Source organism: Acinetobacter sp. BMW17, from assembly GCF_001592855.1.
Lineage (GTDB): Bacteria > Pseudomonadota > Gammaproteobacteria > Pseudomonadales > Moraxellaceae > Acinetobacter > Acinetobacter johnsonii.
In genome coordinates this window covers 3,313-17,584 of the sequence record NZ_LSOD01000030.1, presented here as the reverse complement: position 1 = coordinate 17,584, position 14,272 = coordinate 3,313, and the positions used below count along the sequence as shown (strand labels likewise).

The 14,272-nt window shown below is 41.3% G+C and carries 17 protein-coding genes; 11 read left to right on the top strand and 6 right to left on the bottom strand.

The features are described from left to right. Position 1 precedes the first annotated feature (1 nt). Entirely contained in the window at positions 2 to 1,012 is a 1,011-nt protein-coding gene (locus AXW61_RS09485; RefSeq protein ID WP_062034124.1) for a metallophosphoesterase, read from the bottom strand. Positions 1,013 to 1,113: 101 nt separating this feature from the next. On the opposite strand from AXW61_RS09485, the gene AXW61_RS09480 reads away from it, so the two are divergent. After that, positions 1,114 to 2,742, top strand: coding sequence for a phospholipase D family protein (locus AXW61_RS09480; RefSeq protein WP_081408285.1), 1,629 nt, complete (start codon positions 1,114 to 1,116; stop codon positions 2,740 to 2,742). Between the two features lie 4 nt (positions 2,743 to 2,746). Here the strand turns inward: AXW61_RS09480 and AXW61_RS09475 are convergent, their stop codons facing one another. Then, positions 2,747 to 3,571 (bottom strand): lysophospholipid acyltransferase family protein, encoded by an 825-nt coding sequence (locus AXW61_RS09475; RefSeq protein WP_062034164.1) that lies wholly within the window; start codon positions 3,569 to 3,571, stop codon positions 2,747 to 2,749. 387 nt (positions 3,572 to 3,958) lie between these two features. On the opposite strand from AXW61_RS09475, the gene hflX reads away from it, so the two are divergent. From hflX to AXW61_RS09450, 5 genes are all read left to right on the top strand, one after another. After that, complete coding sequence (gene hflX / locus AXW61_RS09470) at positions 3,959 to 5,290, top strand: ribosome rescue GTPase HflX (RefSeq protein WP_062034123.1); 1,332 nt, start codon at positions 3,959 to 3,961, stop codon at positions 5,288 to 5,290. Between the two features lie 43 nt (positions 5,291 to 5,333). Beyond that, complete coding sequence (locus AXW61_RS09465) at positions 5,334 to 5,705, top strand: hypothetical protein (RefSeq protein WP_004695106.1); 372 nt, start codon at positions 5,334 to 5,336, stop codon at positions 5,703 to 5,705. Positions 5,706 to 5,715: 10 nt separating this feature from the next. Next, positions 5,716 to 6,390 carry an LrgB family protein gene (locus tag AXW61_RS09460; RefSeq protein WP_004695104.1) on the top strand — a complete coding sequence of 225 codons (675 nt, stop codon included), beginning with the start codon at positions 5,716 to 5,718 and terminating at the stop codon, positions 6,388 to 6,390. Between the two features lie 87 nt (positions 6,391 to 6,477). After that, complete coding sequence (locus AXW61_RS09455) at positions 6,478 to 6,921, top strand: DUF2147 domain-containing protein (RefSeq protein WP_004695103.1); 444 nt, start codon at positions 6,478 to 6,480, stop codon at positions 6,919 to 6,921. Between the two features lie 280 nt (positions 6,922 to 7,201). Continuing rightward, positions 7,202 to 7,651, top strand: a complete 450-nt coding sequence (locus tag AXW61_RS09450) for a DUF2147 domain-containing protein (RefSeq protein ID WP_004695101.1) — start codon at positions 7,202 to 7,204, stop codon at positions 7,649 to 7,651. Positions 7,652 to 7,698: 47 nt separating this feature from the next. Here AXW61_RS09450 and AXW61_RS09445 read toward each other — a convergent pair whose 3' ends face one another. Genes AXW61_RS09445 through pdxA form a run of 3 tightly spaced genes read right to left on the bottom strand, consistent with a single transcriptional unit; the run spans position 7,699 to position 10,359 of the window. Continuing rightward, the gene (locus AXW61_RS09445; protein ID WP_062034122.1) at positions 7,699 to 8,544 is read right to left on the bottom strand and encodes a symmetrical bis(5'-nucleosyl)-tetraphosphatase; all 846 of its coding nucleotides are present in this window, start codon (positions 8,542 to 8,544) and stop codon (positions 7,699 to 7,701) included. Between the two features lies 1 nt (position 8,545). After that, positions 8,546 to 9,358 carry a 16S rRNA (adenine(1518)-N(6)/adenine(1519)-N(6))-dimethyltransferase RsmA gene (rsmA, locus tag AXW61_RS09440; protein WP_062034121.1) on the bottom strand — a complete coding sequence of 271 codons (813 nt, stop codon included), beginning with the start codon at positions 9,356 to 9,358 and terminating at the stop codon, positions 8,546 to 8,548. A gap of 32 nt (positions 9,359 to 9,390) precedes the next feature. Then, complete coding sequence (pdxA, locus tag AXW61_RS09435) at positions 9,391 to 10,359, bottom strand: 4-hydroxythreonine-4-phosphate dehydrogenase PdxA (protein WP_062034120.1); 969 nt, start codon at positions 10,357 to 10,359, stop codon at positions 9,391 to 9,393. Between the two features lie 492 nt (positions 10,360 to 10,851). Between pdxA and rplM the strand changes: the two genes are divergently transcribed. Then, positions 10,852 to 11,280 carry a 50S ribosomal protein L13 gene (gene rplM / locus AXW61_RS09430; RefSeq protein ID WP_004695096.1) on the top strand — a complete coding sequence of 143 codons (429 nt, stop codon included), beginning with the start codon at positions 10,852 to 10,854 and terminating at the stop codon, positions 11,278 to 11,280. A gap of 12 nt (positions 11,281 to 11,292) precedes the next feature. Beyond that, entirely contained in the window at positions 11,293 to 11,679 is a 387-nt protein-coding gene (rpsI, locus tag AXW61_RS09425) for a 30S ribosomal protein S9 (RefSeq protein ID WP_004695095.1), read from the top strand. A 126-nt stretch (positions 11,680 to 11,805) separates the two neighbouring features. Here rpsI and AXW61_RS17925 read toward each other — a convergent pair whose 3' ends face one another. Beyond that, positions 11,806 to 12,135 carry a hypothetical protein gene (locus tag AXW61_RS17925; RefSeq protein ID WP_062034119.1) on the bottom strand — a complete coding sequence of 110 codons (330 nt, stop codon included), beginning with the start codon at positions 12,133 to 12,135 and terminating at the stop codon, positions 11,806 to 11,808. 123 nt (positions 12,136 to 12,258) lie between these two features. On the opposite strand from AXW61_RS17925, the gene AXW61_RS09415 reads away from it, so the two are divergent. From AXW61_RS09415 to AXW61_RS09405, 3 genes are read left to right on the top strand one after another with little or no spacing between them, the layout of a single operon-like run. Next, positions 12,259 to 12,912, top strand: a complete 654-nt coding sequence (locus AXW61_RS09415; RefSeq protein ID WP_004695093.1) for a glutathione S-transferase N-terminal domain-containing protein — start codon at positions 12,259 to 12,261, stop codon at positions 12,910 to 12,912. Positions 12,913 to 12,920: 8 nt separating this feature from the next. Then, positions 12,921 to 13,352 carry a ClpXP protease specificity-enhancing factor gene (locus AXW61_RS09410; RefSeq protein ID WP_062034118.1) on the top strand — a complete coding sequence of 144 codons (432 nt, stop codon included), beginning with the start codon at positions 12,921 to 12,923 and terminating at the stop codon, positions 13,350 to 13,352. 17 nt (positions 13,353 to 13,369) lie between these two features. Further along, entirely contained in the window at positions 13,370 to 14,029 is a 660-nt protein-coding gene (locus AXW61_RS09405; protein ID WP_062034117.1) for a hypothetical protein, read from the top strand. Positions 14,030 to 14,272: the final 243 nt, after the last annotated feature.

Here is a 14,272-nt window from a genome sequence, read left to right as displayed (position 1 = left end):
CTTAAATCAGTTCAATAATATCGATCGTCGGTGGTACGCGAAAACGAAACGGCACACCCACCATACCTGTTCCAACCGTGACAAACACATCCGCATGTTCATGTCGGTACAAGCCTTTTTTGTGTCCTAATATAGATACTTTTTTCATTACATAGTCTGTGAGCCATGGCAGTTCAACTTGACCACCATGGGTATGACCCGAAAGCATTAAAGGACGGCTGGGTAAAGCGGGTATCATATCGACCGTGTCTGGATTGTGCGATAAGATGACCCATGGTTTGTCCTGCGGTAAATGCGGCATAAAACGCATATCCGCATTACCTGCCCACAAATCTCCGACTCCAATCAAACGAAACTCTTCAAATTCAACAATCTGACCTTCAATATCAATCACATTATTCACCTTCAAAGCATGTCTTAACAAATTTTGAATCGGCGGGCCTGGATATTGTTCATCATGATTGCCATTGACCGAATAGACTGGCGCATTAATTTCTTGCAATACTTCTAATTCTTCTGCCAGTGTATTTTCAGGTTCATATGTCCAATCCCCTGCAACCACCACCAAATCAGGTTTTTGTTCATTCAGTCGTTTGACGATTGTTTTCAGTTGTCGCTCATGCCCTGAAAATAGACCAATATGTAGATCGGCAATTAAGGCAATACGAACAGGTTTGAGTAATTTATAATCTTCTTGGATTTGATATTGAGTGGTTTTGACATGTACAAAATGCGGTTCGATGAAACGTGCATAACACAGCACACCACTAACCAAAAACACAAAAATAGCTTCATGCCATGAATAATAGCCCTGAAAGCCGGCATATAAGCTAAAGAAAAACAAAGGAATGAGTAAATAAGAGAGATAAAAAGCCAACAAATGCACAAAGGCTTTAAACGGATGAATAGTCTCCGTATTGGTTTGACTGATCCATGCCTGATACACCGCCCACCCCGCAAGCAAGGCCATCGCAATATAAAAATAGAACACGACGGAGTGTATATTCATCATAGACTTTTACTCACAAACTGTTCATCAAGAACACATAATCTTCTGTTTATCTTTTCACAGCTCAGAATTATACTCAAACCAAATTTATAGACCTTATGACGATGGAAAAACCTCACGGCTTAGCGAAACAAACTTTATTCCGCTCATCTTCGACTCAGCAAGGTGCCAAACTGTTGTTGCTGAGCTGTATGGTTTTGACTGTCCCAGCGTGTAACACCTTACCCAAGCAGATCCCACAGACGCCCGTCTATGCCTTTGATTTGCCAACCGATCAAACCAGTTTAGGCAAAATCGTACTGCCTTTACGTGAACAAAATCCAGGCCTTACAGGTTTCCATGTTCTCTATAATCCACTCGAAGCATTGGCCGCGCGTATCCATCTCATTGATAAGGCAGAAAAGACCTTAGATCTACAATACTATATTTGGGACAACGATCGTATTGGTTCTTTAGCGCTTTATTCTATTTTGAAAGCCGCTGATCGCGGGGTGAAGGTTCGATTACTAATCGATGATAACAATGCCAAGAAAATGGAAGGCATTTATTTGGCGCTCGACCAACACGCAAATATTGACATCAAACTGTATAACCCCTACCGCTTCCGTCACTATCGCGCGATGGATATGGTCTTAAATCTAAAACGCATCAACCGTCGTATGCACAACAAAAGCTTCATTGCCGATAATCAAATTTCGTTGATTGGTGGGCGTAACATGAGCAATCAATATTATAACGTCAGCGACAGTTATCAATTTTCCGATGTTGATGTGATGTTGGTCGGCTCTGCCTCAGATGAAATTGTGCATTCCTTCGATGAATACTGGAATGACGACTATGCCTTTCCAGTGCGTCAAATTGTCAACGCCAACCATTACAGCTTGCGTTATGAGGGTTTAAAAACCCAGTTAGAGCAGCACTATCAGGAAGTGACCGTACAAAATTATTTGGATCTAGCCAATCGTTCGCAGGCCTTTGAACACTGGCTAAATGATAGTATCCAGTTCGATTGGGTCAAAGCCGAAGTGGTGAAAGACTCACCAAGCAAAACCAAGTCTCGTGCGAAAAAAGAAGAACATTTAAACTTCCAGTTGCAAACCCATTTAGAAAAGCCAATGGAAAGCATCGACATCATTTCTGCCTATTTTGTGCCTGAACGTAAAGGCAAAAAACATCTGGCAAATCTAGCTCAAAGTGACATTCAAGTTCGCGTACTGACCAACTCATTTAAAGCCAATGATGTGCCATTGGTGCATGCTTTCTATGGAAAATATCGTGAAGACTTGCTGGAAAGTGGTGTTCAACTCTATGAATTTTTAGCTACGCCTGCGGCCGAAGCCCTAAATGAAAACAATGAAGAAATTTCGAAAAAAGCCAAAGTCAGCATCAAAGGATTAAGCCGCTCGAGTCTACATGCCAAACTCATGGCCATTGATGAGAAACAGGTTTTTATTGGTTCATTTAATTTTGATCCCCGCTCTGCCAACTTAAATACAGAAATTGGGGTTTTACTGAACAGTCCGCCGCTGGCCAAAGCGGTACACTACACCATGGACCAAAACCTCAGTAAATATGCCTATAAGCTGGTCCTAGACGCAAACAAAAACATTAACTGGCAAATCAAACAAGCTGATGGCTCTACCAAAACCTATACCACTGAACCAAAAATGAATTGGTTTAAACGCGCTGGTCTCAAAGTCGTTTCTTGGCTACCGATTGAAGGCTTTATGTAAGCCTTCAAGCTTGTTGCATGTTGGGTTGGGACTTCAAAACTTTGTGATGTAAATCAGCCAAACCTTGCACCATTTTTTGTTGGACCAGTGCCGTTAAACTCTCAACCGTATGTCCTGCGGTACAAATGGCTGGGAGCGCAACTAAATGTGCCGTGACTTGTGGCATTTCTAGTACTTTTTTAACATGCTCGGCAAAACTAATGTTACCGATAAACGGAGAGACTTGGTCAAGCCCACCCTGTTGATTCACATAGCAAATCAAACAAATTTGCACATCACGCTGGGCCTCAATTGCTGCGCCTAATATACGTCCATGCACCTTTTTCACTTTAGAACCATCGGTCGTGGTCGCTTCCGGGAAAAACAACACAGGAATATCTTGTTTTAAAAACGCTGTAATTTGCTCTCGAATTTTGATGGAATCGCCTGAACCACGTTGAATAAACAAAGTTCCACCACTTTTTGCCAGCTTGCCAAACACAGGCCATTTTTCAATTTCAGCCTTGGCCAAAAAGAAAACTCGTGCGCCTGAACCTAAAACCGCGACATCTAACCACGAAATATGATTGCTGACCCAAAGTGCAGGCTTACGTGGAATATCCCCGTGGACATGAACATCAATGTTAAAAACCTTGCACAGTCGACGACAGAAATACTGCACGTAACGGGTATTTTGTGGATTGTTAATGTCTTTATACAAGCCATGTCGATAGACCAAATAAAACCCTTCGGACACGGCGCCAAGCCCCGAAGCCAACTTTTTACCATACAGAAAAAGCTTAGAGACACCTTTTAGTGATGTTGTTTTTATTTCAATATTCGATTGCATAGACGGTTCACTTGGCACAGCTTCATTCAACATTTAATCATTGATTTCGGCTCATTCTATACTGATCTTGATCAACTTGCATTGATCATAAAAACCGAAGGACTAGATGATTATTTTCAATTTTAATCGTTTAAACAAATTAATTAAAATAAATCAATCGAAATACCAAAACATAGTGTGTGCATGAACGATCAAATGAATCCTCCAGCTCCGCCGTTAAATCCTGTTCAGGCACTGAAATTTATTATAGGGCTCAGTATTTTATACTTTGGCACCTTACTGCTTTTGGTTCACTTATTTCGCTCAATGTAAGGCAACGGCATAACTATTTCGCTCAATCTCAGCAAATTCATCTACACTAGAGTTTTCAATGTGAGATCGAATTTAGTGGAATATTTTGAGCAGAAGCAAGGTGGCGAAAAAACCATTTTAGTCAGTGTTGCCATCCATATTCTGGAAGACCTTGATGCAGAAGAATTTCGCTTGCTTGCTAAGTCGGCAGGTGCAGAAATTCTGGAGCATGTTCACGCTCAAAGATTCAAACCCGATGCTAAATATTTCATTGGTTCAGGCAAAGCAGAAGAAATTGCTGCTCGTGTTGAGGAGCTTGAAGCCACACTGGTGATTATTGACCATGCCCTAACCCCTAGTCAGGAACGTAATCTGAGTCGCATTATCAAGTGCCGCGTCATTGACCGTACACGCCTTATTCTAGATATCTTTGCACAACGTGCCCGTACCCATGAAGGGAAACTTCAAGTCGAATTGGCTCAATTGGATCACTTGTCTTCTCGACTGGTCGGTACAGGCATTAGACTCGATAGCCAAAAAGGCGGGATTGGACTCCGTGGTCCAGGTGAAACGCAACTCGAAACTGACCGTCGTTTACTTCGTGTCCGTGTTGGACAACTTAAAGATAAATTAGAAAAAGTCCGTCAGACCCGTATTCAAGGGCGTGCTGCACGTCAAAAAGCAGCAATTCCAACCGTTTCTTTGGTTGGTTATACCAATGCGGGCAAATCGACCCTGTTTAACACCCTTGCCAAATCTGATGTTTATGCCGCAGATCAGTTATTTGCAACCTTAGATCCAACCTTAAGACGTTTGGAATGGGACGGTATTGGCCCGCTGGTCCTAGCCGACACGGTTGGTTTTGTGCGTAATCTTGCGCATGCTTTAGTGGAATCGTTTAAAGCGACGCTAGAGGAAACATTAGAAGCCAGCTTGCTGTTGCATGTGATTGATTCGAGCAGTCCAGACCATATGGAACAAATTGAAGCTGTTGAAAAAGTGCTCAAAGAAATTGGCGCAGATATTCCAATCCTACGGGTGTATAACAAGATCGATCAAAGTGGCGAACAAGCCAAAATCATTTACGCTGAACCCAATGTACCTGAGCGTGTCTATGTCTCAGCACATACAGGCGAAGGATTTAATCTACTACGCCAAGCGGTCCAAGAGTGCTTGATGGGCCAAATTCAAAATTTTGACGTCTTACTCAAACCTGCCTATGGAAAATTGCGTAATCAACTGTACGCCCTAAATGTGATTCAATCTGAAAATTATGATGATGAGGGCAACCTACACCTACAAGTGTATATTGCGCCACATAAACTTGAACAATTGATCAAACAAGCACATTTACCGATTAATGAAATTTTAGGTTTGAAAGCAAAACAATTTCATCGTGAACTCGAAGAATTTGAAATCAAAAGCTAAATCGGTTAAAACGTGATAAGTAAAATGTTAATGACAGAACAAAATGGAATGGATAAAAACTGTTGATTGGAAAGCATGGATCGGCACGGTTGCCCTGATCATCATCTTTCGTGAAGCGGCTGTGTGGATCACTGGACGTTTTGGACATCCTGAACTGGGCAATTTAATTGGACTCATTAGTTTATTAATCGTCCTTTTGGGTTGGAGAAAATTTCATAAAATTCCAGCACGTTTGGTCGATACCAACAATAAAATCATGAAAGAAAGTGCCTTTGCTTTTCTACCTATCAGTGCAGGTTCTCTACTGATGATGACGCATTTAGGCAGTGAAATCCCAATGTTTTTGGTGGTGCTATTTGTCAGCACACTAATTCCACTGTGGGTTTACGCAAAAATGTCTAAGAAATGGCTTTAGGAGTGTGCACATGATTCCCATTATTTTCGGTTTTTTCCTAACTCTCGTTGCCTATTTACTGGCAAAGCCACTCAACAAAAAACTGCCACAAATTCCCGTGATTGTTTTTGGCATGTGCTTTGTGATTGCACTGCTCTTGTTGTTAAACATTCCGTATGAGCAATATATGGCACAGGTCAATCCAGTGTTTAACCATCTGCTCGGTTATGTCACGGTCGCATTAGCAATTCCATTGGCTGCCATGCGCTATGACGACCTCCCCCTCAAAGCCGTGGTGGGTATCTTGGTCTTTGCCAGTATCAGTGCGGTCGGACTGCCGATGGGACTGGCTTATCTACTACATTTGTCCGATCCTACCATTATGGCATTTGCCACACGCGCAGTCACAACGCCAATTGCGATTAACATTGCAACACTGCTGCAAGCCCCTGTGAGTCTGGCTATTTTAATCGTGATTTTATCTGGTGTGATTGGTGCTGCATTTTCGCCACTGATTCTCAAACACATTAATGACGAGCGAGCATCGGGCTTAGCGCTAGGTCTTGCAGCTCATGCCATCGGTACAGCTCAAGCATGGCAACGGGGAAGTATTGCTGGACGTTACGCAGCCTTTGGAATGGCTGTCAATGCAGTATTTACAGCAATCTGGTTACCGTTGTTTATTCTATACTTGCAAAAAATGTGATATGTTCCTCACATAAACAATTGTATTGTTTAAAAAATCGACTTAAGATGAGTTTGTCGTTGATTAAATGATAAAAGGATTTTGTTCATGAGCAAATTGACACTTGCAATCGCATTCGCTACAACCGTTATGGGTAGTACAGCTTTCGCTGAAGATATTAGCGGCACTTGGAAAAATATTGATGACAAAACTGGGTCGTCAAAAGCCATCCTTGATATTCGCCAAGAATCAAATGGGACCTATACCGCTAAGATCGTTAAAGTAACGCCTCGTCCGGGTTATACACCAAAAGAAACTTGTATTAATTGCCCTGCGCCGTATACCAATAAGCCCATTTTAGGCATGGATGTGATGAAAGGTTTGAAACACAGCGGTAATACCAATTACACGGGTGGAAAAATCATTGATCCACTGTCTGGTAATATTTATAGCTGTAAAGCAAAACTCAGTTCGAATGGCAAACGCTTAACCTTGCGAGGATACGTGGGCATATCGGCTCTAGGTCGCAGCCAAACTTGGATTCGAGAATAATCTAGGTTCTTATTACTGAACAGGCCTGGTCTACGCAATCACTTGATCAATTCATTTTAGATTTTGTAGACCACTACTGAGTCACTTATACATTACTCCAAACTTAGTCTGATGGTTTCAAATTCAATGAATAAAAGAGTTTCAGCTAAGCGTGTATGATTTTTCAATTTTTAAAGGCAACTGCCTAATTCATATCTAAACACAAAACAGTTTGCCTTGTGCAAACTGTTTATTTTTCTGTGTCTTGGATATCTTTTTGTGAAACTATAGAGAACCTTATATGAAAAGTAAGTTTTTTATCGCGGGATTAACATTGTCCATGCTTTGCGGGGGAGCATTTGCACAGGACTTAACAGGGACATGGCAACAAATTGATGATAAGTCAGGTTCACCAAAAGCCATTATCGAAATTCGTAAAGAATCGAACAATACTTACACTGGAAAAATTGTAAAAATTACACCACGCCCAGGCTATACCCCAAAAGAAACTTGTGTGAATTGCCCTACGCCATATACCAACAAACCAATTTTAGGTATGGACATTATTAAAGGCTTAAAGCATGTCGACGGCACCAATAACTATGAAAAAGGTCGTGTGATTGATCCGCTGTCAGGCAAACTTTATGATGCGAAAATGAAACTGAATGCCACAGGAAAGCGTCTTTCGCTACGTGCATACATCGGTGTTTCTGCTTTAGGTCGTAACCAAACCTGGTTAAGAATCGACTAAGAATAAAAAAAGCCACGAAGTTCGTGGCTTTTTTAATGCGTGTGCTATTAAACGGGATTATCAACTGCAAATAAGGTCTCATCTTCTAAACGATAAGCCATTAATTGATGTCCCCAAACACAACCGCCATCTACATTTTGAATCGAGTCCGAAATGGTTTTACCTTGTAAAGCAGCCCAGTGACCAAACACAACTTTATGGGTTTGCGCTGCTTGTGAAGCAAATTCGAACCATGGTTTGAAGCCTTCAGGCATCGGGTCGCTGAGTGAATCTTTAAAACTAAACTCCAAACGCCCAGCACTATCGGTTAAACGCATACGAGTCAAATAATTTACGATACAACGTAAACGCGCATGTCCCGTTAGTTCATTCGACCATAAGGTAGGCTCTTTGCCATACATTTCTTTTAAAAAGGCATCGACAACATCAAAATCATCCGCTGCAATGACCGCCTCAACTTCTGCGGCTAAAGCAGCAGTTTGTTCCGCTGTCCAATTGGTTGGAATGCCTGCATGAGTCAGAATCGTCTTTGCGTTTGGGAACACACACAAAGGTTGTTTACGTAGCCAATCAATCAAATCATCACTATCAATCGCATCAATCACATCACGAATGTTATCTTTGTCTTTAATTGCTTTAATGCCACGTGCAGCCGCCAGCAAAGTTAAATCATGATTGCCTAAAACTGTTGCAGCCGCATTACGCTCTACTAATTTTTTAATAAAGCGTAAAGCACCCAATGAGTTTTCACCACGGGCAACCAAATCCCCAGCAAACCAAATAAAATCTTGGTCAGGATCAAACTGAATAGTCTTTAGCAAGGCTTTTAGTGCTTCAAAACAACCCTGCACATCACCAATGACATAATTGTATCGAATCTCTGCACCTGTCACCTTAAGCCACCATTTGATCTGCTAATGCCACAAATTGAGCCAGTGTTAAAGTCTCTGGACGTGCCATCGGATCAACACCCGCTTGTTCAAAACCATCTTCAACCAACATGCCTTTTAAGCTATTACGCAAAGTTTTACGACGCTGAGTAAAGACGTGCGAGACCAAACGTGCCAAGGCTTTTTCATTTTTTGCCACAATCGGCTTAACCTCATACGGCTCTAAACGGAACACCGCAGAAGTCACTTTTGGTGGCGGGTTAAATGAACCCGGTGGTACTTCAAACAAGAACGTAGGTTTACAGAAATACTGAATCATCACCGACAAACGACCATATTCTTTGCTATTTGGAGAAGCTGTAATACGGTCAACCACTTCTTTTTGTAGCATAAAGTGCATGTCTTTAACTTTGTCACCAAACTCCAAGAGATGAAACAAAAGTGGCGTTGAGATGTTATACGGCAAATTACCCACAACCCGTAAAGGACGACCATCTTCAAATAAGTTGGTGAAGTCGTACTTCAGTGCATCGGTTTCAATAATGGTTAAACGTTCAGGATGTGGCACACGCCCTGGCAAACCTGCCGCCAAATCACGGTCTAATTCGACAACCGTAAGTGCATCACATTCACCAATCAACGGTGATGTTAATGCTGCCAAACCCGGGCCAATTTCCACAATGTTATCACCTGAACGTGGTGCAACTGAACGTACAATCTTGGCAATCACACGTTGGTCATGTAAGAAGTTTTGCCCAAAACGCTTCCGCGTATGGTGCCCTTCATCTTTAGGGTTTAAGGCATTAATTTGATACATAAAATTTTCCAACGTGAGTTAATCACTGAACATTAGTGACGAGCTAATTCTAACGCTAAATCAACAGCGACCTGTAAGCTTGAGCTTTTCGCAAAACCTGTGCCTGCGAGGGAGAGAGCTGTGCCATGATCGACTGAGGTACGAATAAACGGTAAGCCCAAAGTAATATTAATGGCTTCACCAAACCCTTGCGATTTTAACACAGGTAAACCCTGATCGTGATACATCGCCAAAACAGCGTCGGCATCTTTTAAATTTTCTAGGGTAAATAAGGTGTCGGCAGGTAGGCTCAGGCTCATATTTATGCCTTGAGCACGGTAGCTTTCCAGCACAGGGTTAATCACCTCAATTTCTTCCATGCCCAAATAACCATCCTCCCCCGCATGTGGATTTAGGCCACACACTAAAATGTGGGGATGCTCTTTTTTAAATTTGCTTTTTAAGTCCTGAATTAAAATATCAATCACTTGATACAGTCGTTCTTTGGTAATCGCATCAGGTACAGCTCTTAAGGGCAAATGTGTAGTAGCCAGCGCGACACGCAAGGTCTTGGTTGCGAGCATCATCACCACACGTTCAACTCCAGCAAACTCTTGGTAGTATTCGGTATGTCCACTAAAGTGAATCCCAGCATCATTGATAACTGACTTTTGTACAGGTGCAGTTGCAACACCTACACTTTTACCGGACAGAGCATAATCGGCCGAACGTCGTAGCTGCTCTAAGACATAAGGCGCATTTTCAGGATTCAGTTCTCCGGGTACAACAGCCTGATTTAAAGCAACATGCTCCACATAAAGCTGACCATCTGGTGATGAATTCTCTTGACCTGAATACTCAATCAACTCAACAGAAATACCTAAGCATTCTGCACGCGAACGCAATAAGTTTAGATCTCCAAGAACCACGATCGGACGTTCATCTATACGAGCAGCAAGGCTTAAACAAATATCTGGACCAATCCCAGCAGGTTCACCACTGGTGACATATAAAGGCAGCATAAGCAACTCAAATAAAATGCGTTTTGACTATTATACAACGTCTCATCCAGTATCTCCGCATTCACCGTACTCAACTTGAACCTATTCTTTTATATTTAAATCCTCACTTATCCTGTTTTCACATCCCATCGACTTTCAAAGAAAAAAATAAAGCCTCAAACACATCAAACATGAGCAAAGAAATTGAGAGTCGCAGCTCCTGCACTATCCGTTATTCTAAAATGGTTCTATCGTGATGATCCCGCATTTCATTCAGTGAAGTCATAAAGTTCAATATCGCTGTTTCCTCATTTTTTAAAGTTTGAACGCTTTTGTGATTTTTTAAAAAGAATAAACTTTGATCTCTTCCTTTATGCAGGGAAATACCTTAAAATACGGCTCTTAAAATTTTATATTTTCATTTGTGATTCTGAGCAACTTCGTTTAGAATCGCGTCTCCTTTTGTTTGGACAGATTCCATAGTCCAAACCAACTATAATAGGTAGTGGTTTAATGAAAACTCTCAGCGCTAAGCCTGCTGAAGTTCAACACGACTGGTACGTTGTTGATGCTTCTGGCAAAACTTTAGGTCGCCTTGCGACTGAAATCGCTCGTCGTCTACGTGGTAAGCACAAGACTTCTTATACTCCTCACGTTGACACTGGCGATTATATCGTTGTAATCAATGCTGAAGAAATTCAAGTGACTGGTAAAAAAGCGCTTGATAAAAAATACTATCGCCACACTGGCTTCCCTGGTGGTATCCGTGAGACTAACTTTGAAAAGTTAATCGCTCACAAACCTGAAGCAGTTTTAGAAAAAGCTGTTAAAGGTATGTTACCAAAAGGTCCTCTTGGTTATGCAATGATCAAGAAAATGAAAGTGTATGCAGGTACAGAGCATCCACACGCTGCTCAACAGCCACAAGTTTTGGACATCTAAGGGATACAGCACATGGCTACTAATTATGGTACAGGTCGCCGTAAGACCGCAACTGCACGTGTTTTCTTGTCAGCTGGTACAGGCAAGCTCGTAATTAACAACCGTACTCTTGAGCAATACTTCGGTCGTGAAACTGCTCGTATGGTTGTTCGTCAACCTTTAGAGCTTCTTGAAGTTACTGAAAAGTATGACCTTTACATCACTGTTGCTGGTGGTGGTATCGGTGGTCAAGCTGGCGCTATCCGTCACGGTATTACTCGTGCGTTGATCGCTTCTGACGAAACACTTAAACCTGCTCTTCGTCAAGCTGGTTTCGTTACTCGTGATGCTCGTGAAGTTGAACGTAAGAAACTTGGTTTACGTAAAGCTCGTAAACGTCCTCAATTCTCTAAACGTTAATTCGTTTACCGAATCGGACAAAAAAGCCTTGGTTTATCCAAGGCTTTTTTTATGCGTCATTTTCAAGTTTTAAGTCTATGCTTTCTGCTTTATTCCTACTACATGCCTCTAGTTGCATATTCCAGCTTATTTTGAAAATTGATGATCTTTGGGAAGTGGTGCATTACACGGCTCGTCGGTTTTCTCATCGACCATTTTCACAGGCCCATCATTATACACAGTGACCTTACAGCCTTTTACTGTATATTCCTGCTGAATGCCGCCATACATCTCATCCTCAGATACAGAAGTAGCGACATCACAGGCTTCATCGGCAATACAAGCAGCATATTCAGCAGTTTGCTGCGTCACATCTACCTGTTCGGCTGCATCTTGATTTTGAGCATAACTACTTGAGATGAAAGTCATTAATATAATAACTGCAATCGATTGGGTGATTCTGAGCCTAAGCAGCATGGTTCTATCCTTATTTTTCATTTATTCCAAGTTGTTCGATTGTATAAGCATATTAAAGTTAAGATGATTTTATTGGCTATTTTTAGTATTCTAACCGATTCACTTCACCTAGTTTCTTGAAATATGTCTGTCGAAACTACTCCGCTTCAAGGAATTACGCTGTATAGCCATGCAGATGATTTTCGCTCCCATTGGATTCGTTATGTACTTGCAGAGAAGCAAATCAAATACCATTTGGTTTTAAGTGATGCTGATGATGAAGATCTCGCCAGCTTAAACCCTTATAATCAGCTGCCGATGTTAATTGAAAATGATTTAAAACTATTCAATGCCAATATCATCTCTGAGTATTTAGACGATCGTTATCGTCAAAACAAGCTCTATGCCGACGCACCTATGCCTCGTGCGGAACAGCGTCAGTATATTTGGCGCTTTGAACAAGATTGGTTAAAGCTTGCCGATATGATGCTGCGCCATCCAGATACACTCGATGAACAAGCAAAACTGAAAGCACAAAAAAAACTGAAAGATACACTCATTTCCTTAACACCATTGTTCCAGCATTTCCCCTATTTCATGTCGGAAAGCTTTAGTATTTTAGATTGCATGCTTGCGCCTATCTTTCTACGCTTAAACAGCATGGGCGTGCATTTACCGAAACAGCAATGCCGCCCAATCTATTTATATTGTCAACGTATTTTTAGTCGTCCTGCATTTTTAAAGTCTTTAACTTTGCAGGAGAAAAACCATTATCAATCTGAATTTAAACAGCCGTAGAGAACATTATGTCTGATCAAGAATTAAACCTTACGCCGACTCGTCCATATTTAGCTCGCGCAATTTATGAATGGATTTGTGATAACCAATTGACACCGCATTTATTGGTCGATGCAACCCAGCCCAATACTCTCGTTCCTGAACAGTTTATTCAAGATGGACAGATTGTCTTAAACATTGTCCCTCATGCCGTACATGCGCTACATATGAGCAACGATGCGATTACCTTCTCTGCACGTTTTAGTGGGGTATCTCGTGATATTTATGTCCCACTTAATGCTGTGATTGGCATTTATGCCCGTGAAAATGGGCAAGGCTTATTCTTCGATCCAAGTGAGTATGACAATCATACCCAAAGTGAGCAAAATGCTTTAAAATCAGACAATGAAGAAAAAACTGAACCCGCTAAGAAAAAACCAAGTTTAAGGTTATTAGATTAATAAAATGGAGTAATTATATGGCTTTTGATTTAGTACAATATTTTGCAGAGCAGATTAAAATTCAAAAGCCTGAGCTTCTGAGTCAATATTCAGATGAGGAGCGACTTCAATATCTTTCTGAGGCCAACACCCTCTCCCTTGGAAAACTCATCACTTTGATGCGTCAAGATGGCACCAAGCTCTACCAAGAGATTCAAACTCAGGATCATCTCTATATTCAAGAACTTGCAAGGCATCTCACCACGTCTCCGCAAAATGAATCACAGTTAGCGAAGGCAGACTTAGAACATAGCTTGACTACGATGTTGGGTCTTCAGGTTGCTGAACTCAAACAACTTGATGTCACGGGAAACTTTGGCGAACATGGAATACGTGAGCTGCTTGTCGGTCAAATCGAGCACCTCTCAGGTCTGGCTGATGACTGGGTTTGGACAACAAATGAGCTAACAGAACTAATTGGCTCTAAACCAAAGCCTGAAGAAGAGCTATCATTAGAAGAGACGATGAAGGAGTTTAATCAAATGGTAAATCAACACGCAACAGACCACTCAGATCAGCTACACACACAGGTAGCAGAGCAAAGTCCAACGCCAACATGGGCAAAACTGATTGAGCCTGCTGTGGCTATCGTGATTTTATGGGGACTTTATTGCGCAGCAAGTCAAATGTTTGTCTAATCCCCAAGGGATGCACTTATTTTGCGCATCCCTTTATTTTTTAATGAAAAATAATTATATATCTCATCTTTAAAAATCAAAAAAATCGATTTCTTTTTTGCTTTTATTTGTCCAAATGGTAAAAGTTACATTTTGTTACAATAGCAAATAAATTAGGGTGTGTTGACACTTTTAGCTTAAAAAAATAGCGAAGTAGTAAAATCAAATCGCCAAACCCAATTTTACTATTCGCTATGCCTCGTA

Bases quoted from the DNA above. Each gene is read 5' to 3' on its own strand.
- AXW61_RS09485 (WP_062034124.1), bottom strand. From the start codon at position 1,012: ATGATGAATATACACTCCGTCGTGTTCTATTTTTATATTGCGATGGCC.
- AXW61_RS09480 (WP_081408285.1), top strand. From the start codon at position 1,114: ATGGAAAAACCTCACGGCTTAGCGAAACAAACTTTATTCCGCTCATCT.
- AXW61_RS09475 (WP_062034164.1), bottom strand. From the start codon at position 3,571: ATGCAATCGAATATTGAAATAAAAACAACATCACTAAAAGGTGTCTCT.
- AXW61_RS09465 (WP_004695106.1), top strand. From the start codon at position 5,334: ATGGAATGGATAAAAACTGTTGATTGGAAAGCATGGATCGGCACGGTT.
- AXW61_RS09460 (WP_004695104.1), top strand. From the start codon at position 5,716: ATGATTCCCATTATTTTCGGTTTTTTCCTAACTCTCGTTGCCTATTTA.
- AXW61_RS09455 (WP_004695103.1), top strand. From the start codon at position 6,478: ATGAGCAAATTGACACTTGCAATCGCATTCGCTACAACCGTTATGGGT.
- AXW61_RS09450 (WP_004695101.1), top strand. From the start codon at position 7,202: ATGAAAAGTAAGTTTTTTATCGCGGGATTAACATTGTCCATGCTTTGC.
- rsmA (WP_062034121.1), bottom strand. From the start codon at position 9,358: ATGTATCAAATTAATGCCTTAAACCCTAAAGATGAAGGGCACCATACG.
- pdxA (WP_062034120.1), bottom strand. From the start codon at position 10,359: ATGCTGCCTTTATATGTCACCAGTGGTGAACCTGCTGGGATTGGTCCA.
- rplM (WP_004695096.1), top strand. From the start codon at position 10,852: ATGAAAACTCTCAGCGCTAAGCCTGCTGAAGTTCAACACGACTGGTAC.
- rpsI (WP_004695095.1), top strand. From the start codon at position 11,293: ATGGCTACTAATTATGGTACAGGTCGCCGTAAGACCGCAACTGCACGT.
- AXW61_RS17925 (WP_062034119.1), bottom strand. From the start codon at position 12,135: ATGCTGCTTAGGCTCAGAATCACCCAATCGATTGCAGTTATTATATTA.
- AXW61_RS09415 (WP_004695093.1), top strand. From the start codon at position 12,259: ATGTCTGTCGAAACTACTCCGCTTCAAGGAATTACGCTGTATAGCCAT.
- AXW61_RS09410 (WP_062034118.1), top strand. From the start codon at position 12,921: ATGTCTGATCAAGAATTAAACCTTACGCCGACTCGTCCATATTTAGCT.
- AXW61_RS09405 (WP_062034117.1), top strand. From the start codon at position 13,370: ATGGCTTTTGATTTAGTACAATATTTTGCAGAGCAGATTAAAATTCAA.